Below are 21,903 nucleotides of genomic sequence, written 5' to 3'. Positions count from 1 at the left end.
AAAAGATAAAAATTAAGACGGACGTATTAAAGCACAAATTACTTGTTAATTTTGTCGAAGAATAAAACAAACATTAGAAGTAGACGTTTGAATCACATATAACTTGATCACAAACTATGGCAGTTAGAAAATTAATTCTTATCACGATTGTCTTAACCAATCTTATTATCGTTTCTTTTGGAATTATATTTACTCCGCAATGGTTTTGGTTGCTTATCATTCCTTTTCCGTTGATGATAATTGCTTTTTACAATAGCTTCCAAACAAACCATGCGATCCTTAGAAACTTTCCTCTGGTTGGTTATTTCAGGTATTTTTTTGAATCCATTCGACCAGAACTAAGACAGTACTTTTGGGAATCAGATACCGATGGCAGACCATTCAATCGCAGACAACGCTCAATCGTGTACCAGCGATCGAAGAATGAGCGTGAAACAGTTGCATTTGGTATGCAGACAGATCCACAGGCAGTCGGAAATGAATGGGTCGCGCATTCCATTTTCCCATGCCATATTGAAAATCACGATTTACGCACTACTGTGGGTAACGCATCATGTAGCCAGCCTTACAGTCTGAGTGTATTTAATATTTCAGCCATGAGCTATGGAGCATTGAGTAAAACAGCAATCACTGCTTTAAACAAAGGTGCCGCATTACAAAACTTTGCACATAACACGGGCGAGGGGGGAATAAGCAATTACCACATCAGCGGAGGCGATTTAATCTGGCAAATCGGAACAGGCTATTTTGGATGTCGGAATGAAATGGGGTACTTTGACCCCGATTTATTCACCGAAAAAGCCAATCGTCCATACGTAAAAATGATTGAGCTCAAGATCTCCCAGGGAGCTAAACCAGGTCATGGTGGTATCTTACCCGCAGCAAAAAACACACCCGAAGTGGCGGCTATACGTCACGTGGTCCCGGGTACAGACGTCATGTCGCCACCTGCACACAGTGCATTCCGCAATCCCATAGAAATGATGGAATTTATCCAGCAACTGCGCGACCTCTCGAATGGCAAACCGGTAGGGTTTAAAATTTGTATTGGTGATAAACCGGAGTTTATGGAAATATGTAGAGCCATGCAAACCACTCAAATATTTCCAGATTTCATTTCGATAGATGGATCAGAGGGAGGTACCGGAGCTGCTCCTCTGGAGTTTACCGACAACTTAGGCATGCCACTCTACGATGCGTTAACATTTGTGACCACTACGCTCATTAAATACGGGCTCAAGAAACACATCAAGATTATAGCTTCTAGCCGTATTGTTACTGGATTCGATTTATTAAAAGTGATTGCCTTAGGCGCAGACGCCTGCTATAGCGCAAGGGGAATGATGTTTGCCCTAGGATGTATCCAGGCCTTGAAATGTAACGAAGACGTCTGTCCAGTTGGAGTAGCTACGCAACAACCCCACCTCTACAAAGGACTTGATGTAGAAGATAAGTACGTACGTGTAGCCCAGTTTCATCGGAATACGTTACGTGCAACGGTAGAAATTATGGAAGCCTGCGGATTCCGAACATTAGATGACGTCACCGCTGACAAATTTTTCAGAAAAGTGGATAGTATCCAGACATTAAGCTTTCAAGACATCTATTTTAAAGAAACAGGCCGGCTAATTAAAAAGGAAAACAGCTTTGCAAAAGAAGAATTCTTAGACTAAAGTAAAGAATCGTGTGTCTCGATCAGTATCGAGACACACGATTCTTTACTTTAAATTTTGGTATACCGTTTCAAGAATATGTTGCGCATCTTTTAGTTTATCCCTGTCAACGTTATCTAGTGCTTCGGCGATAGTACGTGATGCCTGCGCCATACAATCCATTTTAATTTTCCTCCCCTCCTTTGTCAGGTAAATAAGATTGGTTCTACGATCTCCTTTGTCATTGACGCGGATAACCAGTTTCAACTTTTCGAGGTTGTTAATTAATCGTGAAATACTGGGTTTATCACGAAAGGTGAGATTGGCCAATTCTTGTTGTGTTAGCCCTTCTTCATTCCACAAATAATAAAGGAGGCTCCATTGCTCAGAGGTAATAGTTAGACAGCTTTCTTTTAAATTTCGCTGCAGTCTTCTAGACATTGCAGTCGAAGCTTTTCCGGTCAAAAATGAGAAAAACTCCTCCGCAAAAAGGTTATTACTAGTCATGATTAATAAATAAGTTTTAGGTTGCTTATGCAATTAAGTCATTATTAGGATTATTTCCAAATTTTATTTCACCTATACCCCTATTTTCTAATTAAAGTTCTTAACTTTAGTTCAATGGAAAATATATTAATCGTTTTGGTATTAGTGGGTGCTCTTATTTATAATATTTACAATAATTATAAAAAAGAGATGGAAAAGACGGCGAGGCGTGATGTCAGAACTCCGGCACCTCCTGTTCCGACTGGTACACAATCGATACCAACGCCTCCGCCTCCCGTTACACCAATGGTGTCAGTCCCCACAGAAGTATCGCGTATGCACAAATATAAAGCGGGAAAAAAAATTATACCTCAAACGCTAGCCGTAGAAACATTGGAAGAACAAGAAGAACCAGCTTTTGATCTCAGACAGGCTGTAATTCACACAGTCATTTTGGATCGTCCTCATAAATAAGATTTAATATTCTATTTATAAGATGGAAAAGTTGTCGCCGTCTTTCAAAAACGGAAACTGATTCCGCGCATTTCCTAAGTCTTTCGGATTGAGCGTGAATGTATACAGATCTTCATCCTCAGGTTTATAATACACGACATCTCCGAACGGCGAAATACACATGGAGCCACCTGAATAATAAACTTCATTCCCGTCATACCCCACCCGATTCACACCGATCACAAAAGCCTGATTTTCTATTGCCCTAGCCGGAATCAATGTACGCCAATGTGCCGAACGCTTATCTGGCCAACTCGCCGTATACACTAAAAGATCATATCCATCTACCTGATTACGTGACCAAACTGGAAAACGTAAATCGTAACAAATCATCGGACAGATTTTCCAGCCTTTGAGCTGGAGTACAATACGGGATTTGCCCTTCGTGAAGATCTCATCTTCTTTAGCCATCCCGAACAAATGTCGCTTGTCATAATGGACGAAACTGCCGTCGGGCGACATCCATACAAAACGATTGTAATATTTATCTTCTTCTTCAATAATAAGAGACCCCGCTACTACACAATCGAATTTCTTAGACATCTCGTAAAGCCAATGCATAGAAGGGCCGTCCATCTTTTCTGCACATTTTTCGACGTTCATGGTAAAACCCGTATTAAACATCTCAGGCAAAAGAATAAGATCGGTCTTCTCTCTTAGTGACGATAGTCGCAAAGCTAGATTTTGAAGGTTTTTTTCTACGTTTTCCCAAAACAGGTAAGCTTGGAATATCGTTATTTTTATAGGTTCCATTAATATGAAAACAGTTTTTTCAATGATTTATTGTTACAATTTAATAAAATTAAAATGAAATCCTATTATCCCAACGAGATTATTGCGTACGTCGCATTAAATTATCGGCTAGGCTATAAAGTTCTTTCTTTTGAGGTTCACTAACGTTCACTTTCTGCAAACTTTCATAAGCCGAATGAGTGTATTTTTCCTTCAAACCACTCGCCTCCTGTAAGACATGATAGCTTTGGTACAAATTTTTCATCCGGGTTATTTTTTCATCAGATGCCATATCCCTATTTGTTAACAAAACCTCAAATTCCTGAACATCATCATTCTCCAGTTTCGATTTCAACAGAATATGCAATATAGTCTTTTTATTGGCAATGATATCGCCCGCGATTTGCTTGCCAAAAGTAGATGGGTCGCCGTAGACATCCAAAATGTCGTCTTGCAGCTGAAAAGCAATCCCTAAATTGACGCCAAAATTATAGATATGTGCTCGATCGACAAGAGTGGCATTTGCTACTGTTGCACCCATTTCCAATGCACCACCCAACAGAACAGATGTTTTAAGACGAATCATTTCGATATACTGCTGCTGAGTTACTGAATCAATCGCTTCAAAATCCATGTCATACTGCTGCCCCTCGCACACCTCGATCGCCAACTTGTTAAAGATACGCAGCAACTCCGGTACATATTCGACTTTCACTAAAGCCAACTGCTCATAAGCTTTTACCAATAAGGCATCACCAGACAATATAGCAATGTTTTCGTTCCACTTTTTATGCACAGCTCCCTTTCCCCTCCGCAGAGGTGCGTTGTCCATGATGTCATCGTGTACCAAGGAGAAATTATGGAAGTATTCAATGGCTAAACTTGCCGGTATCGCATCCGCTATATTTTCGATATTAAATAAATCTGCGCCTAGCAAGACAAGTAAAGGACGGATACGTTTCCCGGAAAGAGCAAGCATGTAACGAACAGGATCATATAAATTAGCAGGCGTTGACGGAAAGTTCGATTGCTCAAGCGCACGCTGAATCTTTTCGGCATATAATGTATTTCCAAACATAACGATATCAAATGTTTTGCGAAGATAAGTATTTAATTTCTGAGTGGAGAAGTCGGCTAAATTTATCTAAGTTTGTACAAATAAATAGTAGATGCGCATATTAGTTGTCCATAATTATTATCAACATCAAGGCGGTGAGGACATGGTTTTTCATCAAGAAGTTAATGCGCTTCGTGGGGATCATGAGGTTAAGGAGATCACATTCAAAAATAAGACAGGTCTGAGGGGTTTATTGCAATTCTTGAGTTATCCATTTAACCTAATCGCATGCTATGCTGTTAAAAAAGCGATAAGGGATTTTAACCCCGATGTTGTTCATGTACACAATATACACTACGCGTCTGGGCCTATGATTATAAGCACTATCAAAAGCTGTAGAATTCCGATAGTCATGACATTGCATAATTATAGGTTAATCTGTCCCTCTGCCACCCTTTTTTATAAGAATAGTATATTCACCAATAGCCTGACGGAAAATTTCCCCTGGACTGCAGTAAAACTCGGTGTATTGGACAATTCCTTTTTCAAATCATTATGGGTAGCATTTACCTATTGGATCCACAAAAAGCTTGGAACCTTCCATAAAATAAATACCTTCATTGTCTTGTCGGACTTTGCAAAATCTGTTTTTTCGAAGTCGACAGTAGATCTTCCTGGCAATAAATTTGTGGTTAAAGGAAATTACGTGGTAGATCCTCAAATATCGTCGCGAAGAAGGAGTGAGTCTTTTATATTTATAGGAAGACTTGCAGAAGAAAAAGGAATCATACCGCTGATCAACGCCCTTAAAGGTACATCTCATTTTTTAAAGATCTTTGGAGCGGGACCCCAACAAAGTGAAGTAGAACATCTAACAGCTGGGGCAGCCAACATAACATATTTTGGCTTTCAGGCAAATCATGTAATCCAACAGCATCTTGTGGAGGCAAACGCATTACTTGTACCTTCCATATGTTATGAAGGTATGCCAATGACTATCTTAGAATCATTTGCATTGGGCATACCAGTAATAGCAAGCAATATTGGAATATTAGAAAAAATGGTTATACCTTTATATACGGGATTACATTTTAATCCATTTGAGAAAAGGAGTATTACCGCTAGTTTAGATCAGTGGCAAAGTCTAAATAGTTCCGTGAAAGATTCAATATGTGCTAACTGTCGAAAAGAGTATGTCGACAAATATACTCCAGTACATAATATGAGCATGCTTATTGCTATTTATAAAAATGTTATTTTAAACACGAAACAGTCATGAGTATAATTATAATGGATAAGTTAGGTCTTGCACCTCAAATCCGGGAGATATTAGAAACGGTATACGATCCAGAATTAAAACCGGCAAACATCGTCGATCTTGGTCTCGTATATGAGATTATTACAAAAGAAGGTGGTATCGCAAAGGTGGTGATGACCCTAACTGCACCTGGTTGTCCGGTAGCCGGTGAAATAATGGATGAAGTGCAACGTAAAGTGGCTTCTATAGAAGGTGTCAATGAATCGTTGGTGGAACTCACTTTTGATCCACCGTGGACGAGAGACATGATGACAGAAGAGGCAAAACTAGATTTGGGATTGTTTTAAGAATTTTCTTTCACGCTTGCTTCCAAATCGCTGAGCGTTTTCTGAGGTTTGGAAGGAGGCGCGTCTTTCCCGAACAGCCCGTTCCAGATATTGCGGGACTCCTTTGTTAAAAGCGGGGATACGATGGAAAGAATTAACACATATACCACTACAAAAGATTGTATTACTGGAAGCAACCCGCCGGCTTTCCCAATATTAGCCATGATAATCGAAAATTCACCCCTTGCGGATAGCGTAAATCCAATATCAAAAGATGTTCGTGGTTTCAACTTTGAAAAACGGGCAGCGAAATAACCCGAAGCGACGTTTCCGAGTATCGTCACTATTGCAGCTACGGCGGCCCATCCCATGGCTCCACCAAGGGAGTAGATATCAATAGAAAGTCCGAAACTAAAGAAAAACATAGCCCCAAAGAAATCCTTATACGGCAATACCATGGCTTCAATCTTTTTGATGTATTTGGAATCTGCAAATACAAGACCTGCCATCAAAGCCCCGATTGCCTCGGCTACATGAATGATCTCAGAAAAGCCTGCAATAACAAAAAGTAAACTAAAAATAATAAGGATAAACAATTCGGAAGATTTATCCTGAAGTAGTCTGTCAATAGATGGAATGAGCTTTCTTCCGAAAATTAAAAATGCGAGGATAAAACCCAGCGCTAGAAGCGACGTTCCCGCTACCGCAATAAATGAAGTACCCCCTGTAAGAATCAGGCCTGAAAGAAATGATATATGCATCGCGATAAATAAATCATCGAACATGATCATTCCCATAATGACTTCTGTTTCCGCATTGGCTGTCCGTTTCAAATCAGTCAGCACCTTAGCGACAATAGCCGTAGAAGAGCTCGTCATCAAACCACATAATACCATTAGTTCCTTAAAAGGAAGATCCATAAGCCACCCAATGAATAAACCCGAAACAAAGTTGATAAGTACGTAGAGCGTGCCGCCCGTGACAATCGATTTTCCCGACTTGACAAGCCGACCGACTGAAAACTCTAATCCAAGATAAAATAATAAAAAGAGAACTCCAAGCCGTCCCATAAATTCAATAAAAGGCTTGCTTTCAGTGAATGTAAAAAATGACCAAACCAGATTAAAATCGGCGGTTAGCGAAGGACTATGAATTTGACTCAACAGATATGTAATAAACGTTGGGCATTTTTCATTCCCCAATAACATGCCTATTACAATAAAAAAAGGAATAACAGAAAATCGAAGGCGGTTAGCTAATAACCCAACCAATGCAACAAGTAGTACGGCAATTCCTATTTCTAAAATAATAATATGAGTCATATATATTCTACAGCAATATTTCTTTTAACAGTTTAATATTCTTTTGTTTACCCGCTATTACTAACGTCGTACCAGGCACGATAACATAATCCGGACCTGGATTGATAATAGTCTCATCCTCACGAATAGCTGCAATGATCGAAGCACCAGTACGTTGCCGAACTTCCAATTGACCGATGCTTTTATTCACACCATCATTAGATTTTTCAACTTTATACCATTCAATACGCAAATCGTCTAATGCAACTTCAATAGTTTCGAGTGCTTTTGGCTTATAAGATAATCCGCCTAAAATACCAGCAACCTGACGGGATTCTTCATCCGACAAGGTCATAACACAGTGTGTTTCACTTTCTTCATCATCATGACGGTACAGTTCTCGACGACCGTCATCATGAATTACAACAACCATATGGTCTCCAGCTTCAGTTTCAATTTGATACTTCTTGCCAATGCCAATGAGGTCAGACTCTCTTACGATAGACATAACTTAACAATTAATAGGAATAACGTTTTAATTACCATGGGATTTATCCAATACCATAAGAACAAAGCTACAAAAAATTAAATGTAACGTGCATAAGGCATGGAGAATACAATTTTGATTAGCTATCTTTGATCCTTACTTAAACAAACAAACCAATGAAAAAAATTGGATTAGTGATAATACTATTTTGCTGTATCGTTTCCATGGCAACTGCGCAATCAACTGCGACATATACAGTTGATAAGACGAAATCGAGTATTAAATGGGTGGCCAAGAAGGTCGTTGGCGGTCACGAAGGGACGATCAATATCAAGGAAGGAACAGTAAATGTGTCTGGCAATAAAGTTACAGGGGGTAGTTTTGTAATTGATATGCTTTCCCTTAAATGTACAGATGCTGAACGATTAACGGGACATTTGAAAAATGAAGACTTCTTCAATGTCGAGAAATTTCCAACTTCAGTATTTGTCATCACAAAAATAGATCACACGAAAAAAGATCCCATTATAACAGGTAAATTAACGATTAAAGGAATTACAAAAGACATCTCTTTTCCGGCTACGCTATCTGCAGATGGCGCTAAAGTAGAAGCAAAAGCAACCGTAAAGGTAAACCGCTTGGATTATGACATCAAATATCGATCAAGTAGTTTCTTTGCTGATCTAGGGAATAGGGCAATTGAAGATGAATTTACACTAGAAATATCTCTAGTAGCTACAAAATAAAAAAAGGGCCGTGGCCTTTTTTTATTTTGTAGCATCAATAATTCGATACGTTCCATCATCCTTAAGTTCAGGTCTTCCGATGGCTATACTTTTAGAATGATAAAATAAATAAACCCAGCCTTCGGTCCTTCCTTCCTCCCAATATTGCTGACGTAAATCACGTGCTAGTCGTCCGTCTAAATCATACTTCGCGATGAAATTTCGGAAAATTTCTTCCGGTTCAGGAAGGACATCTCCCCCGAAAAAGAAATGCTCACCTCCCGTTTCAATATGAAAAGCCTGATGGAACTCCGTATGAGCACCATTCACCAGATACCTGATCTCCTTATTCAGCACACCTTCTCCTTCTACTAAGGTAAGGTTACCACTACGCTGTAATACATCGAAAACTTCGGTACGATAGGAAGCAGATTCTGAGCTATAGGCATTCTCCCACTCGCCACGTTGGATAATATACTCCGCCTCGGGAAAAGCCACCCGGCCTACACCATTTCTAAAATCCACCATACCGCCGGTATGGTCCTTGTGTAGATGTGACATTAAGACATATCTGACGTCCGCTGGTTCAAATCCCAATTTTCGAATATTGTCATGAATCACCAGTTCATCTTCATCGGTACGTTCGCCTAAGCCGGCGTCGCACAATAGCAGTCCGTGATTCGACTCAATTAAAAAGGGATGAACGTGTATAAACAAGGATCCCGGTCTGTCTTTGACATCGTCTTTTGCAGGATCAAATGGAACAAATTTTTTGGAGGCATCTACTGAAAAAGACCCCTCAAATAAGGAATGTGCCTGTATCATCTTTTATTATATTGTAAATATGATAGTTACACCAAACAACTTTAAATACGCCGCTGCTACATTAGGTAGCTAAGGCTATAAAATGTATATTTACATGTAAATAGTGTGCAAAGATATGCAAAAAAGGTGGGTACTAAAATCTAATAATGATGTCAGCAAAATTGAAAAATTACGAGATGAATTGGGGGTCAGTCCCCTTATCACCAAGCTATTGCTAAACCGTAGTATTGAAACTTTCGAACAAGCACGTACATTTTTTAGACCTACACTAGAGGCATTACACGATCCGTTCTTAATGAAGGATATGGACCTCGCCATCACCCGCATTGAAAAAGCCATAGGCAATAATGAAAAGATTCTTATTTATGGGGATTATGATGTAGATGGCACCACTGCAGTATCTGTAGTATATAGTTTTTTCAGAACATTTCACAGTCGTATAGAGTTTTACATTCCCGATCGCTACAGTGAAGGGTATGGTATTTCTGTGCAAGGAATCGATTATGCAGCTACGAATGATTTCTCATTGATCATAGCACTGGATTGTGGGATTAAAGCATTGGATAAAATCGACTATGCAAATAGTAAAGGTGTTGATTTTATCATAGGTGACCATCACTTGCCGGCAGATACGATTCCAAATGCAGTAGCAGTTTTGGATCCAAAAAGGTTAGATTGCCCGTACCCTTATAAAGAATTATCAGGTTGTGGCATTGGATTCAAAATTATCCAAGCGTTTATCAAAAAAAACGGGATGGATATGGAACAAGCCTATCAGTACCTGGACTTGGTCGCTGTTAGTATTGCTTCGGATATTGTACCCATTACAGGAGAAAACCGAATCTTAACTCATTTCGGTCTTAAAAAATTGAACTCCAACCCATGTGTGGGTCTTCAAGCTTTAGTCAAGTTATCGACAAATCGTACTGGGATATTTACCGTCAACGATATTGTATTTCAGATAGGACCGAGAATAAATGCCGCCGGGCGTATTGACCATGCAAAGGACGCCGTGAATTTGTTGATCTCAAAATCGGTTGAAGAAGCGGTAAATTATTCCGTTGCTGTAGACGATCAAAACAACATCCGCAAAGACTTTGATCTTAAAATTACGGAAGAAGCGCTGGCTATTATTGATAACTGTGAAGTAAATCAATCCCGTAAATCAACGGTTTTATATAAATCCGATTGGCATAAGGGCGTTATCGGTATCGTTGCTTCTCGGCTGACCGAAAAATATTATCGTCCGACCGTTGTTTTAACGCGGACCAACGGACATATCGCAGGTTCAGCCCGCTCGGTTTTAGGATTTGATCTATACGAGGCCCTCAGCGAATGCAGCCATCTCTTAGAACAATTCGGAGGACATAAATATGCTGCCGGATTGACGATGAGAGAAGAAAATATCCCACTTTTCCAAAAAACATTTGAAGAGGTCGTTCAGAAAACCATAAAACCGGAAATGCTGCAACAAGAGGTTTTAATTGAACTGGAAATTGTGTTAAATGAAATCGAGAGTAGGTTTTACCGTATCCTAAAACAATTCGAGCCGTTTGGGCCTCAAAATGATTCGCCTATATTCCTATCCACAAATGTGAAAGCCATTGGTCCGGCCTATGTTGTCGGAAACAATCATATTAAGATGGCTGTTTATCAGGAAGGCTCACCCAATTTTGAATGTATTGGATTTGGATTAGCAGATCATATTGATCACATTAACAGCGGTAAACCATTTGATATTTGCTACGCTGTAGACGAAAATAACTGGAGAGGAAAGAAGAACTTGCAATTAAATATCAAATCTATCCGATATTAACATCATCCAAAATTCACATGGGCATCTTCAATGCATATCAGGCTAAGTTTCTTTCTTAACGTCGTTTGGTTTTTTAAAGCGTAAGGGGTGATCATAAAAGAAGCGTTTTTTTAATCAATTTTTATATACCTCTTTGCCGGCGCAAGGGCGACTTCTTTTTCAAAGGTGGACGAGAACCGAGCTTGCGAGCTCACCGAAGGTAAATTGCAAAGATTTCACTATGATAGAAATCTTTGCTAAGTTTGTATTCAAAGTGGAAAACAATAGATGATACTTAAAGCACAACATCTTATTAAAAAATACAAGCAACGTACGGTTGTGAATGATGTATCTTTTCATGTGGAGCAAGGTGAGATTGTGGGCCTCCTTGGTCCTAACGGAGCCGGAAAAACGACATCGTTCTACATGATCGTTGGATTGATCAAACCCAATGACGGACATGTATATTTAGACGATGAGGAGATTACCAAGGACGCCATGTACCAACGTGCCCAAAAGGGTATAGGATATCTAGCGCAAGAAGCTTCAGTTTTTCGAAAATTATCCGTTGAAAACAATATTCTCGCTGTGCTGGAAATACATTACCCCAATAAAGAAGAACGATTAGCGAAGCTAGAAGAATTGTTGACAGAATTCAGCCTACACCGGGTACGCAAAAATCGTGGAGACCTTCTTTCGGGAGGCGAGCGTCGTCGTACTGAAATCGCACGAGCACTCGGTGCTAACCCTCATTTTATATTATTAGATGAACCCTTTGCAGGCGTCGATCCAATAGCGGTAGAAGAGATCCAAACCATCGTTGCTAAATTAAAAGCAAAGAACATCGGGGTATTGATTACCGACCACAATGTGCAGGAAACCTTATCTATTACCGATAGGGCTTATTTGCTGACAGAAGGGAAAATCATGCTTACGGGTACTCCCGAAGAAATTGCAGACAGTGAATTGGCACGTAAATTTTATCTCGGTCAAAATTTCGTCCTACGCCGGAAAAAACTATAATTATTTTTTGAATCGATATTACCTATGGCCATACTAAATTCGCTGTTCACATGGATTATGAAAAAGCGCATTCATCAGATAGAGCTTTTCATGAAGTATCCTCACGATGTACAGGAAGAATGGTTTCAAAGTTTAATATCGACTGCAGAAGCAACTGAATGGGGAAAAAAATACGACTATAAGAGTATTTTCACCCCAGAAGAGTTTAAACGACGTGTACCCATTCAGGACTATGACGATATCAAGGTATATGTAGACCGGATGATAAAAGGAGAGCAGAATATCCTTTGGCCTTCGGACATTAAATGGTTTGCGAAATCATCGGGCACCACGTCCGATAGAAGTAAATTTATTCCAGTCAGTATGGAAGCATTGGAAGAATGCCATTATCAGGGCGGGAAAGATATGCTTTCGATATATTGCCACAACAGACCTGAAAATAAATTATTTACAGGAAAAACAGTTGTTATTGGTGGATCATCACAAATCAACAATTTTAGTCCAGATTCATATTATGGTGATCTGTCGTCCATATTAATCCGCAACCTACCCTCTTGGGCCGAATTCAAACGAACGCCACAATTAGAAGTAACATTAAATCCGAATTTCGAAGAAAAAATCGAGCAGATCGCGCAGATTACGATCCAAGAAGATGTTACCAGTTTAGCAGGTGTTCCCACTTGGAACATTGTCATGGCAAAGCGTATCCTCGATATTACCGGAAAAAGCAATCTATTGGAAATATGGCCCAACCTCGAGTTTTATGGACATGGCGGCGTGAGCTTCAAACCGTATAGAGAACAGTTTAAAGCACTTATCCCTTCTACTGAGATGTATTATCTTGAAAATTACAATGCATCCGAGGGATATTTCGGTATTCAAGACCAATCTGACTCGGATGATTTGTTATTAATGCTGGATTACGGCATTTACTATGAGTTTCTACCCGTAGAGCATCTCGACGATGAAGATCCCCAAACATTAAAGCTGGATGCGGTCGAAATAGGTCAAAATTACGCGTTGATTATTTCCACAAATGCCGGATTATGGCGTTATAAAATTGGGGATACCATCAAGTTCACATCTTTACACCCATATCGCTTCCAAATATCAGGCCGCACAAAACAATACATCAACACCTTTGGGGAAGAAGTAATTGTAGACAATGCCGAACATGCATTACAAGCAGCTTGTGCAGCAACTGGCGCCTGTGTGAAAGACTATACTGCCGGACCTGTTTATTTTAAAGAGGCAGAAGCTGGCGCGCACGAGTGGATCATCGAATTTGACAGACAACCGAATGATTTTAATCAATTCTGCGAAATTCTGGACAGTACCCTACGTGAAATTAATTCCGACTACGATGCCAAAAGGTATAAAAATATGGCATTAAAATCACCGCTAGTTCATAATGCTCCGGGAGATACTTTCTACACATGGATGAAATCTCGTGGCAAGTTAGGCGGGCAAAATAAAGTCCCTCGTCTTGCTAACAGCAGAGAATATTTAGATCCATTACTACAAATTATTAAAAGCTCCTAGCTTTCTATTGCATATCTTTCAGTAATTTGTTAGCCTTCCTTCCCAATTCATCATCTGACTTAATCTGTTGCAGTAATAAAATGGCTTTCTCGTTTTTATTTTCTTTGCTATACGCCACCGCTAAATAGTAAGTGGCTTCCCTTGCGAATACCGACTCGCCATCAGCAATAGTTTCCAATTCAGCAATTGATTCACTCCAGTTTTCTTCTCCATAATAAGTCAGCGCATGGTAATACTTATATTGAACATTTAACGAATCACTATTTATAAGTTGATTCAAAATATCCCTTGCCTCGCTAAAAGATTGATTATTAAAATATATCACCGCATCTTCATATTTTCCAGCTTCCCCCGATCCCCTTACAATTTCAGATTCCATTATCGGAAGTTGATAAAGTGTAGATGATGTGGACAGGGAAAATTTAATAACGACCAATATACAAGCGGCAGCCAATATAGGAACTAGAATTCTATACAGCGATTTTGATTTATTGTCGCTCTCCGAATGCCTATTAGCATGTGCTGCCTCATGAAGATTGGTGCGCAGTTCATCTTCACCGCTATTCATTCTGCGTGCGAGAATCGATTGAACCTCCCGGTGCAAATTAAGCTGTTCTCTCAGTTGCAGATCAGTAGCAAGTTCTTGTTCAAAAGCAAGTAATTCTTCCCCTTGTAAGAGTCCGTCTATATAATCCTGAATTTTTTCTTCGCTCGTTTTCATCATCTAGTTCATTAAAATCAACCAATTATCTTAAAAATCTACATCCCCATTAAAGTAAGGGTGTGCCTTAACCTTGGATATCAGGTTCGCCATACATTCACTTTTTTTCTTACGAAGATAAGCGTACGTAATACCAAGGGACTCCGCAATCTGTTCCTGATGTTTTTCGGTCATACAACGTCGAATAATCTCCTGACATCGCTCACCTAGGGTATCCAATAGCTGCATCACCGTATTTTCCTTTTCAACCTGTTGGACAGACTCCGCTATTTCCTTTGCTGATTCATCCTCAATATGGAATAAGTCTTCTGTTGATTTTGTTACCTGTATCTGCTGCTTTTTCTTCAGAGCGTTCAGCCATTTGCGCTTACAAACCATCAATAAAAAATTTTCGAACGAAGTGGTGAGCTGGAAATCTTTATCTTTAACCATATAGTATATATCGACCAAAGCTTCTTGCAAAATATCATAACCGTCATCTTCCGTACCACTATTGTACACAATCATGGCAACTATCTTTTTTGCATAGTTTTTATATATTTTATCGATGCCCATTCTATCATTATTTTTCAAATAGGCAAGATATCGTTGATCTACATGCATTGTCAATTGGCTTATCTTCAGTAAAAATAAACATAATTAGATTATTTTAGTTATTTTAGATACTTAATTAGCCTACGAATTATGAAAATTTGGTTTACTGTTCTATATCTATTTTTAATCCCTTATATCGCTGGGGCTCAAATTGATTCATCGTTGGTCGAACAAGACACCTTCGTTAGCGTTATTCATACCCAAATTGTAGACCATAAAATAGCCTTTAAATCGGAGCTACGCCCACTTGTACAGGTTCCGGGGGGCAGAGCTCCGTTCTACACTTATCTTTGGGACTTCGGAGACGGGCATTTCAGTACTGCGGCAGAGCCTATCCACCAATATCAAAAAGCCGGGGATTACGAAGTTACCGTATATGCGGTAAACAACTATGATGATGGGAGAAAACCAAAAAGACCAAAGAAAAAAGTGACTGTTAATTCGGCTCTAGCATCTTTGGAAGCCTCGCCCTCCCCTTTCGAAGAAAGTTTCTTTACATCCAATGGCATATTCCAGCTATTTAAAAATTCAGATGCCAAACCCGGAGAGGATATGGCAGTGGTAGCGGGTGTAAATACGAATGGCAAAAAAGGAAAGGTACTTCTTCTCACCAATGAAAAAGTAGCGGGTTTGGATGGTTTTGTTTTAGCTGGACAAAGCAATTATTACAATGAAAAAACAGACAGTGCACTGCAGCATAAGGAAATAAACAGCCTTTGGGCGAATGTAAAACAATCCACATTTACAAAAACAGGAAGTCCGGATTACGGAATCAAAGAAGAGAGGGCTTTCGTGTCGCCGAATGAAGCAATAGCTTATTTTTCTGATTTGCATACGGCATATAATAGCTTAGCGACATATGAAATTGACGGAAGCCAAAGTGAAACACAATTCACGCTTATAAACCTGGATATCACCGAAGATATGCTGGTAGACACCAATGCCATTGTGACGATTACCGGTGTTTTTATACCGGAGGATGGAATTGCAAACGTGCATCAGATGGATGTACCCGTAGTAAAATCACATGACCCAAACAAAATGTCTATCCGGCCAGCACGCATGAATTATCGCTTTCAAAAGAAGAATAAGGAATTAACTTACAAAGTACAATTTCAAAATGATGGCGAAGGTGATGCCAAGAACATACGTCTGGAGATGTTCTTACCTGGGGAAGTAGATCTAAAGACCTTTAGATTGCAGGCTCTGTATCCACAATGCGACTCCTGTTTAACAGCGGATATGCGGGGATGCTATCAATATGACATTAAAGAAGATGGCACCTTGACCTTTCATTTTAAGGATATTTCGCTGCCTGGCACGGGTGCGCCGGATATTACAGATCAGGACAGCACCAAAGGCTTTATTTTATTTACAGTACAAACGGATAAAAAATTAAAAAACAAAGCCTTTAAATCCTACACAAATATATATTTTGACAAAAATCCGCCGATTAAAACGAACAATGCGACGTCTCGCTTCCGAAAGGTGTTTTCCCCACTGGTAACCCTTGGAGCAAGCAGTACATTCGGCACACCTACAAATAATGATATTCAATACAAGTTTAAACCCGGGGTTCAATTCGGGGTAGGAATAGCACCAATAGCCCCCTACCGAAAACCGTATTGGCAGGCCGAGCTGTACACCTCCACTTTTAAAGAAGAGGCCACGCACCCTTTAACCGCTGCCGAAGGTGTCATTCAGTACATCGATGAAAACGGAAGGAATACCGAGGCCAAATATAATTCGTACACGATAAATAGCAAAAAGGATTTTATGACGGTACAGGTACCTGTACAAATCCGATTTAATATCAACAGCTTCCTCTCGACCGGGGCGGGAGTCAGCCTTCGTGCCGACTTCAATCTCAAGCATCAAGAATCAATTACCTACGATACGGAAAATGCTAATGGAGTAAATTTCCAGATCACCCTTCCGCAGGAGGTCGAAAAAGATAAGATGAGTCCGATCAAGATTAATCCATTTTGGGATATCAATGTTGGCCGGGTGTATCTCGGTCCGGCTCTCGGCATTCGGGTAGCATACGACGTCCATCAAAAAGCGAGTGCCGGTATTTATGGGATCTGGAGGTTTTAACAGCAATGAAATGGACAAAAGTTGGTATATGCTTTTTATTATCGGTGGGAGCGTGCACGCCCAAACAGAACCCCGACGATAGTGCAAAGGCAGAGCCTCTGGATCTTGTTATCAGCAGTAAAATCGGGTCTGATACCGGTGAAGTAATCCATACCGATGAAGTATTCGAGCAAATAGCCGATATTGCGGAGGGGCAGCCTGAAAAATTCATTCATCATCCCGATTCGTTTTACAACACTATCCCGAACAGTCCTAGGACGCCATATCAGCGGGAATTATATGTATATACACTTTCTAATATGGGGTATCAGCTGCGGGATCATGCCGATATCCTCCACAGTATTAAGTATTATGAAAAAGCACTGCAAGCTACGAAGACCTATGCATTGACAGATGTGGATATCGACAACGATATCATTATGCCGCTGGCGAATCTATATATACGCATTGATGATAATAAAAAAGCTATTTCTCTTTTGGAACAGGCCATCAGCACCGTCAAAACAGCGCAAAATTTAAGTTCCTTTACCAACAACCTGGCCAATGCATACATTTATGATAACAATCCCTCAAAAGCAAAGTCTGTTATCCTAAATGGCTTACAATCCGGCACTTCTTTAAAGCCTTTATTATATAACACATTAACTTCCATATACTGGAGCGAGGATAAGATCGATAGCTGTAAAATGTACAATCAAAAAGCCTTGGCGGAATTTGAGAAGATGGCATTGACGGGCGATTCCATTTTATGGTATACCAATGCACTCAGCATGACCGGTCGCTTATCATCGCTTGAACAGCCTATAAAAACATCCTTAAAACTATTGGAGAAAACTTTTCCTACCCACAAATTAAGAGAAAAGGCCAAGCTACAACTTGAACTCGCTACTATTTACTACACACGCAGCGAATCCAACAAAGCGCTTAGCGAATATAAAAACGTATTATCCTATTTCTCTACCACCGATAAATATCAGTTAGATTATACCTATACACAAGCGTTAGGTAAAATTGGAGATTGCTACGCTAACCTCAACGAACTAGATTCGGCTATCGATTACTATCAATGGGCAATAGAAAACGACTACCGTACACAACAGCTTATTGTTAGCAAAGAGAATCAATTAAAAAATAACATTTGGCACAAGAATCTTATCGAAAGTGCAATTGCTATTTGTGAGCGGAAACTGGAAATACAACCAAATGACAGCGCTATACAAGCAAGAATGTTATGGTGCATAGAACTGGGTAAAGCCAGAATGCTGATCACCGAGATTAACCGTTCGGAGAAATGGGATTCACAAGATCTGCAACTACAGCAGGCTATCCAGATTATCCGCACATCGTATCAAGACCTCGCTCAGCTCGAAGACAACAGCCAGCGAGAAAGACTGGAAAAACGGATAAAAAACTTATTATTTGAGTTTCAGCTCTCGGAAAACTATTTCGAAAAAATAAGTCCACCGTCCCTTCGGCATGAGTTTATGGAAAAACTCCGGAACCAAGATGCCGATTACTATAGCTATTTTATTCACCAAGACAGTAGTATCACAATTTTAGGCCTGTTAAATAAGAAAACTATCTACAAAAAACTGAATGATAAAAACTTAATTACCACAATTGAAGAATTCAAAAAATCGTATTTTGGCAACACACCGAACGTCTATAATTTATCTCCAGCTAATTACAAAACAGCCGCGCATAACATTGCGCAATATCTTCTCCCGGATATCGCACACGCTAAGCCTAATATTTTCCTATCGTTAGACGGTGTGTTTCATGGGCTTCCCTTTGATGCGTTATGGGATTCCGATTTTCTAATCAAAAGCCATAATTTTTCTTATCTCAACTCTTTCTTGCTTTTTGATATTCTTCCCAACAATAGGGTTTTATCTACACCCATTTCCATCTTACATCAGTCGGAATATCAGGATCCGTTACCGAGTCTCCATTTCGTAAAAGAAGAGGTGAAAAATATAGCCGATAAATTTCAATCCCAGATAATAGACCCCCAGAGGCAGCATGATTCGGTATTATCCGAAGAATTCTCTTCCCTAAATGTTATTCATATCGCAGCACATGCGATCTTGGAAGCAGATAAAGATCCATATATCTATCTTAAAAATCAGGTTTCGACCAATCAACTCTCGTACTATGAAATGAATACGCCATTGGTTTTTCTGTCTGCCTGCAACACCGGAACAGGAAAGCCGTTACCTTCGGAAGGAACAGAGAGCATACATCGGGTATTTTTGAGTCGAGGTGTTCCGTCTGTCATTTCCACCTACTGGTTCGCAAATGATGAAATGATGTTATTCCTTACGGCCTCTTTTTACGAACAATTATATAACACCCGTTTTCCGATGGAGGCACTGGGAGAGGCTAAAAGAAACTTTTTGATTACTGCTTCCGACAAACAAGCGAATCCCTGGTATTGGGCAAATATCAACTATGCCGGAGTAAACAATGAAATAGGCTTGAAGAAATCTTCAAACCTATTCTTTTATTCTAGTATAATAGCGATATCTCTAATTATGCTACTTTTTTTGGGGTGTATAAGATCAAAATCCTAGGGACGGGATATTTTATAGAGGAAAATAAAATATCCGATAATAAATTTGATCAATCCCTGTGGTTTTTTCTTTGATCTTACGATATATTTAGCATCTTTCATAATAGTATATCATTTAGTTGGTTAGTATAATACGTTAATAGTCAAAATTCGCTACTATAGCGCCAATATTTTTATTTCAGTCCTCCTGTTTTGTTCATGCATTTCTTCAGAACAATTCACATTATTACCGCAATGATTTATCAACTTACTTTCTCCGTATCCTTTTGCCACCAACCTGTCTTTTGCAATTCCGTGGCTAATTAGATATTGTACTGCAGATTCAGCTCTTCGTTGAGATAGCTTTTGATTGTATTCATCATTGCCTCTACTATCGGTATGCGATGACAACTCAATACGTAATGTCGGATTTTGTTGCAGTATAGAAACGACATTATCGAGAATAATTGCAGCATCCGGACGGATATTACTCTTATCAAAATCGTAGTGAATATTCTTTAACACCCATTCGCCACCGGCTATCAGATCACAGACACCTAACTTCAACGTCACATAGAGCGTTTGACTGCGATCTAAACCTTTTGTGCTCACGATTTCTGTCTGTGAGTATTTTCCGGCTTGATTTGCTACAAGAGAGAACTCTCCATTTTGCTCCAGCTGATAGATAAATTTACCCTCGCCATCCGATGTTTGAGACACATTTATTTTTGAGTTGTTGTTGGTCAACACGGTATTGACTCCTGCAGTATTTTTTTCGAGCGCACAATCAAATGTTTCACCAATTAATGTGAAGCGTGGGTCATCGTGATAAATCTCTTTGAATAGGATGCTGGCGGGAGTCTTAAAATCTTCTTCCGTTAACGTGAGCAATGGCGTTTTGATACCGTTCTTCTCCCCTATTATTTCATATCTTCCCGGGATTATTGTGGAGATACGTTCTGCCTGACCATGTGCGTCGCTTATTGACCTTTCTTCCACGTTTGACCCTTTCACAGATACCGTCACACCACTCAATGCCAGGTTGGTCTGTTTATCCTTCACCACAATCTGAAGTCCTTTATCTACTCCTTTTACGAGATCGTCATAATGCTGAACGGGTTCTGCAATTTTGGGTGTCGCCTTTGTTCCAAAAATGTATTTTATCCCTATACCCAAATTCACACTTTGGTGCAGCGTAGACGTCATTACTTTCCGTTCTTCGTAATGGTCTAGGAAATTTTTGACGGCTGTACCTGCAACAATGGGATTATGTTCAACATGCTCTTCTACAGCAAACTGACTGTTTTTGCCTGCAAACTTAGAACCGAAAGATTGTAAATAGTCCACATTGGCGAAGAGTGCAACGTGCGGGTTCAACTTGTAATTAAACCGCAATCCCCCGACCCCGGCCCAGGTCATTGCTTTATTCGTCGAATCATTAACTGTCGCTTTGATATCCATGGTAAATGGAAATAACATAGCATCTTCGTAATAGAGCGATCGACTGTATTCCGGAAAATGCTGCAGCATGACGCCCCCTTTTATATAAGCTTCAAGTTGAAAGCGATTCTTTTCATATTTATAGGTAGGTCCTATCCCTATAAAATAATTGACAAATTTATTCTTTTTATAGTCTGTGTTCAGATAGCCATTCGTAAAAAACAGGGTATCTTGCTTAACAGCACTATGTGATAAATAACGTGCATCCAAACCTAGACCGAATGTGCTACCATTAAAATATTTGTCGAGAAAAAAACCAGAAAAGTAGCCTAGTTTGGCTTCACCTACTGATTTGTATGTTCCAATGGGAATACTAGCACCCCCTTGTATACCTATTTGCAGATCACCCTTGGAACGATTGTCCTGTGCATGTGCTAAAATTGTAAATCCAATTAACATTAAAGCGAGTAAAATTCTTTTCATACCTTTTAATTTTAAGTTTTTGATTCCTGTTTATCTGTATTTCAGTCTTGCAAAATCAGCGAGCTATCCCGATCTAAACAGGGAACATCTGGTTCTTAATTCTGTCAGACTTATTGGTATATCAAGGGCGATTCAAAATTGTTACCCCCGGAATTAAAAAAACCTTCATGTCCACCTGTGATATCAACGGTATCGAAAATTTCATGAAGGTTCCTGAGAGCAATTGAATAATTATAGGCACTTTCCGAAAAAATCAGCAAATAGAATGTGTCACCTATTAATCTTTTTCATAAAT

19 protein-coding genes are annotated in these 21,903 nt (G+C 39.6%); 10 read left to right on the top strand and 9 right to left on the bottom strand.

The genetic code is table 11. The features are described 5' to 3' along the window. Positions 1 to 116 precede the first annotated feature (116 nt). Positions 117 to 1,673, top strand: coding sequence for an FMN-binding glutamate synthase family protein (locus FAZ15_RS12195; RefSeq protein ID WP_136901578.1), 1,557 nt, complete (start codon positions 117 to 119; stop codon positions 1,671 to 1,673). Between the two features lie 45 nt (positions 1,674 to 1,718). On the opposite strand, the gene FAZ15_RS12190 is transcribed toward FAZ15_RS12195, so the two are convergent. Beyond that, positions 1,719 to 2,159, bottom strand: coding sequence for a MarR family winged helix-turn-helix transcriptional regulator (locus FAZ15_RS12190; RefSeq protein WP_136901577.1), 441 nt, complete (start codon positions 2,157 to 2,159; stop codon positions 1,719 to 1,721). 114 nt (positions 2,160 to 2,273) lie between these two features. On the opposite strand from FAZ15_RS12190, the gene FAZ15_RS12185 reads away from it, so the two are divergent. Beyond that, positions 2,274 to 2,612, top strand: a complete 339-nt coding sequence (locus FAZ15_RS12185) for a hypothetical protein (RefSeq protein ID WP_136901576.1) — start codon at positions 2,274 to 2,276, stop codon at positions 2,610 to 2,612. 15 nt (positions 2,613 to 2,627) lie between these two features. On the opposite strand, the gene FAZ15_RS12180 is transcribed toward FAZ15_RS12185, so the two are convergent. Both FAZ15_RS12180 and FAZ15_RS12175 read right to left on the bottom strand, forming a co-directional pair. Continuing rightward, the gene (locus FAZ15_RS12180) at positions 2,628 to 3,404 is read right to left on the bottom strand and encodes an amidohydrolase (RefSeq protein ID WP_136901575.1); all 777 of its coding nucleotides are present in this window, start codon (positions 3,402 to 3,404) and stop codon (positions 2,628 to 2,630) included. Positions 3,405 to 3,483: 79 nt separating this feature from the next. Next, a complete protein-coding gene (locus FAZ15_RS12175; RefSeq protein WP_136901574.1) occupies positions 3,484 to 4,461 on the bottom strand; it encodes a polyprenyl synthetase family protein in 978 nt (325 codons plus the stop codon). Positions 4,462 to 4,552: 91 nt separating this feature from the next. On the opposite strand from FAZ15_RS12175, the gene FAZ15_RS12170 reads away from it, so the two are divergent. Together FAZ15_RS12170 and FAZ15_RS12165 are read left to right on the top strand one after the other, a co-directional pair. Then, entirely contained in the window at positions 4,553 to 5,719 is a 1,167-nt protein-coding gene (locus FAZ15_RS12170) for a glycosyltransferase family 4 protein (RefSeq protein ID WP_136901573.1), read from the top strand. Then, complete coding sequence (locus FAZ15_RS12165; protein WP_136901572.1) at positions 5,716 to 6,045, top strand: metal-sulfur cluster assembly factor; 330 nt, start codon at positions 5,716 to 5,718, stop codon at positions 6,043 to 6,045. Before FAZ15_RS12170 ends, FAZ15_RS12165 begins: the two co-directional genes overlap by 4 nt. On the opposite strand, the gene FAZ15_RS12160 is transcribed toward FAZ15_RS12165, so the two are convergent. Then, positions 6,042 to 7,346 (bottom strand): cation:proton antiporter, encoded by a 1,305-nt coding sequence (locus FAZ15_RS12160; protein ID WP_136901571.1) that lies wholly within the window; start codon positions 7,344 to 7,346, stop codon positions 6,042 to 6,044. The two genes, FAZ15_RS12165 and FAZ15_RS12160, sit on opposite strands and share 4 nt — an antisense overlap. A 7-nt stretch (positions 7,347 to 7,353) precedes the next feature. Further along, positions 7,354 to 7,833, bottom strand: coding sequence for a cation:proton antiporter regulatory subunit (locus FAZ15_RS12155; RefSeq protein ID WP_136901570.1), 480 nt, complete (start codon positions 7,831 to 7,833; stop codon positions 7,354 to 7,356). A gap of 155 nt (positions 7,834 to 7,988) precedes the next feature. Between FAZ15_RS12155 and FAZ15_RS12150 the strand changes: the two genes are divergently transcribed. Then, complete coding sequence (locus FAZ15_RS12150; RefSeq protein WP_136901569.1) at positions 7,989 to 8,558, top strand: YceI family protein; 570 nt, start codon at positions 7,989 to 7,991, stop codon at positions 8,556 to 8,558. A gap of 21 nt (positions 8,559 to 8,579) precedes the next feature. Here the strand turns inward: FAZ15_RS12150 and FAZ15_RS12145 are convergent, their stop codons facing one another. Beyond that, a complete protein-coding gene (locus FAZ15_RS12145) occupies positions 8,580 to 9,362 on the bottom strand; it encodes an MBL fold metallo-hydrolase (RefSeq protein WP_136901568.1) in 783 nt (260 codons plus the stop codon). A gap of 115 nt (positions 9,363 to 9,477) precedes the next feature. On the opposite strand from FAZ15_RS12145, the gene recJ reads away from it, so the two are divergent. The 3 genes from recJ (at position 9,478) to FAZ15_RS12130 (ending at position 13,722) form a co-directional block, all read left to right on the top strand. Then, entirely contained in the window at positions 9,478 to 11,178 is a 1,701-nt protein-coding gene (recJ, locus tag FAZ15_RS12140; protein ID WP_136901567.1) for a single-stranded-DNA-specific exonuclease RecJ, read from the top strand. Positions 11,179 to 11,445: 267 nt separating this feature from the next. After that, complete coding sequence (lptB, locus tag FAZ15_RS12135; protein WP_136901566.1) at positions 11,446 to 12,180, top strand: LPS export ABC transporter ATP-binding protein; 735 nt, start codon at positions 11,446 to 11,448, stop codon at positions 12,178 to 12,180. A 24-nt stretch (positions 12,181 to 12,204) separates the two neighbouring features. Next, complete coding sequence (locus FAZ15_RS12130) at positions 12,205 to 13,722, top strand: GH3 auxin-responsive promoter family protein (RefSeq protein WP_136901565.1); 1,518 nt, start codon at positions 12,205 to 12,207, stop codon at positions 13,720 to 13,722. Between the two features lie 4 nt (positions 13,723 to 13,726). Here the strand turns inward: FAZ15_RS12130 and FAZ15_RS12125 are convergent, their stop codons facing one another. Then, positions 13,727 to 14,446 carry a tetratricopeptide repeat protein gene (locus FAZ15_RS12125; RefSeq protein ID WP_136901564.1) on the bottom strand — a complete coding sequence of 240 codons (720 nt, stop codon included), beginning with the start codon at positions 14,444 to 14,446 and terminating at the stop codon, positions 13,727 to 13,729. A 27-nt stretch (positions 14,447 to 14,473) separates the two neighbouring features. Continuing rightward, entirely contained in the window at positions 14,474 to 15,046 is a 573-nt protein-coding gene (locus FAZ15_RS12120) for an RNA polymerase sigma factor (RefSeq protein ID WP_136901563.1), read from the bottom strand. A gap of 81 nt (positions 15,047 to 15,127) precedes the next feature. Between FAZ15_RS12120 and FAZ15_RS12115 the strand changes: the two genes are divergently transcribed. Both FAZ15_RS12115 and FAZ15_RS12110 read left to right on the top strand, forming a co-directional pair. Further along, the gene (locus FAZ15_RS12115) at positions 15,128 to 17,134 is read left to right on the top strand and encodes a PKD domain-containing protein (protein ID WP_136901562.1); all 2,007 of its coding nucleotides are present in this window, start codon (positions 15,128 to 15,130) and stop codon (positions 17,132 to 17,134) included. 5 nt (positions 17,135 to 17,139) lie between these two features. Beyond that, positions 17,140 to 19,707 (top strand): CHAT domain-containing protein, encoded by a 2,568-nt coding sequence (locus FAZ15_RS12110; RefSeq protein WP_136901561.1) that lies wholly within the window; start codon positions 17,140 to 17,142, stop codon positions 19,705 to 19,707. Positions 19,708 to 19,862: 155 nt separating this feature from the next. Here FAZ15_RS12110 and FAZ15_RS12105 read toward each other — a convergent pair whose 3' ends face one another. After that, positions 19,863 to 21,608, bottom strand: a complete 1,746-nt coding sequence (locus tag FAZ15_RS12105; RefSeq protein ID WP_136901560.1) for an OmpA family protein — start codon at positions 21,606 to 21,608, stop codon at positions 19,863 to 19,865. Between the last annotated feature and the right edge of the window lie 295 nt (positions 21,609 to 21,903).

This window comes from Sphingobacterium olei (assembly GCF_005048855.1).
Lineage (GTDB): Bacteria > Bacteroidota > Bacteroidia > Sphingobacteriales > Sphingobacteriaceae > Sphingobacterium > Sphingobacterium olei.
This window is presented reverse-complemented; position numbering and strand designations above follow the sequence as displayed.

What these genes read in the sequence shown, in the direction of transcription:
- FAZ15_RS12150 (WP_136901569.1), top strand. Translation starts at nt 7,989, where the DNA reads ATGAAAAAAATTGGATTAGTGATAATACTATTTTGCTGTATCGTTTCC.
- FAZ15_RS12165 (WP_136901572.1), top strand. Translation starts at nt 5,716, where the DNA reads ATGAGTATAATTATAATGGATAAGTTAGGTCTTGCACCTCAAATCCGG.
- FAZ15_RS12105 (WP_136901560.1), bottom strand. Translation starts at nt 21,608, where the DNA reads ATGAAAAGAATTTTACTCGCTTTAATGTTAATTGGATTTACAATTTTA.
- FAZ15_RS12110 (WP_136901561.1), top strand. Translation starts at nt 17,140, where the DNA reads ATGAAATGGACAAAAGTTGGTATATGCTTTTTATTATCGGTGGGAGCG.
- FAZ15_RS12185 (WP_136901576.1), top strand. Translation starts at nt 2,274, where the DNA reads ATGGAAAATATATTAATCGTTTTGGTATTAGTGGGTGCTCTTATTTAT.
- FAZ15_RS12155 (WP_136901570.1), bottom strand. Translation starts at nt 7,833, where the DNA reads ATGTCTATCGTAAGAGAGTCTGACCTCATTGGCATTGGCAAGAAGTAT.
- recJ (WP_136901567.1), top strand. Translation starts at nt 9,478, where the DNA reads ATGCAAAAAAGGTGGGTACTAAAATCTAATAATGATGTCAGCAAAATT.
- FAZ15_RS12175 (WP_136901574.1), bottom strand. Translation starts at nt 4,461, where the DNA reads ATGTTTGGAAATACATTATATGCCGAAAAGATTCAGCGTGCGCTTGAG.
- FAZ15_RS12160 (WP_136901571.1), bottom strand. Translation starts at nt 7,346, where the DNA reads ATGACTCATATTATTATTTTAGAAATAGGAATTGCCGTACTACTTGTT.
- FAZ15_RS12120 (WP_136901563.1), bottom strand. Translation starts at nt 15,046, where the DNA reads ATGCATGTAGATCAACGATATCTTGCCTATTTGAAAAATAATGATAGA.
- FAZ15_RS12130 (WP_136901565.1), top strand. Translation starts at nt 12,205, where the DNA reads ATGGCCATACTAAATTCGCTGTTCACATGGATTATGAAAAAGCGCATT.
- FAZ15_RS12125 (WP_136901564.1), bottom strand. Translation starts at nt 14,446, where the DNA reads ATGATGAAAACGAGCGAAGAAAAAATTCAGGATTATATAGACGGACTC.
- FAZ15_RS12115 (WP_136901562.1), top strand. Translation starts at nt 15,128, where the DNA reads ATGAAAATTTGGTTTACTGTTCTATATCTATTTTTAATCCCTTATATC.
- FAZ15_RS12190 (WP_136901577.1), bottom strand. Translation starts at nt 2,159, where the DNA reads ATGACTAGTAATAACCTTTTTGCGGAGGAGTTTTTCTCATTTTTGACC.
- FAZ15_RS12170 (WP_136901573.1), top strand. Translation starts at nt 4,553, where the DNA reads ATGCGCATATTAGTTGTCCATAATTATTATCAACATCAAGGCGGTGAG.
- FAZ15_RS12145 (WP_136901568.1), bottom strand. Translation starts at nt 9,362, where the DNA reads ATGATACAGGCACATTCCTTATTTGAGGGGTCTTTTTCAGTAGATGCC.
- lptB (WP_136901566.1), top strand. Translation starts at nt 11,446, where the DNA reads ATGATACTTAAAGCACAACATCTTATTAAAAAATACAAGCAACGTACG.
- FAZ15_RS12180 (WP_136901575.1), bottom strand. Translation starts at nt 3,404, where the DNA reads ATGGAACCTATAAAAATAACGATATTCCAAGCTTACCTGTTTTGGGAA.
- FAZ15_RS12195 (WP_136901578.1), top strand. Translation starts at nt 117, where the DNA reads ATGGCAGTTAGAAAATTAATTCTTATCACGATTGTCTTAACCAATCTT.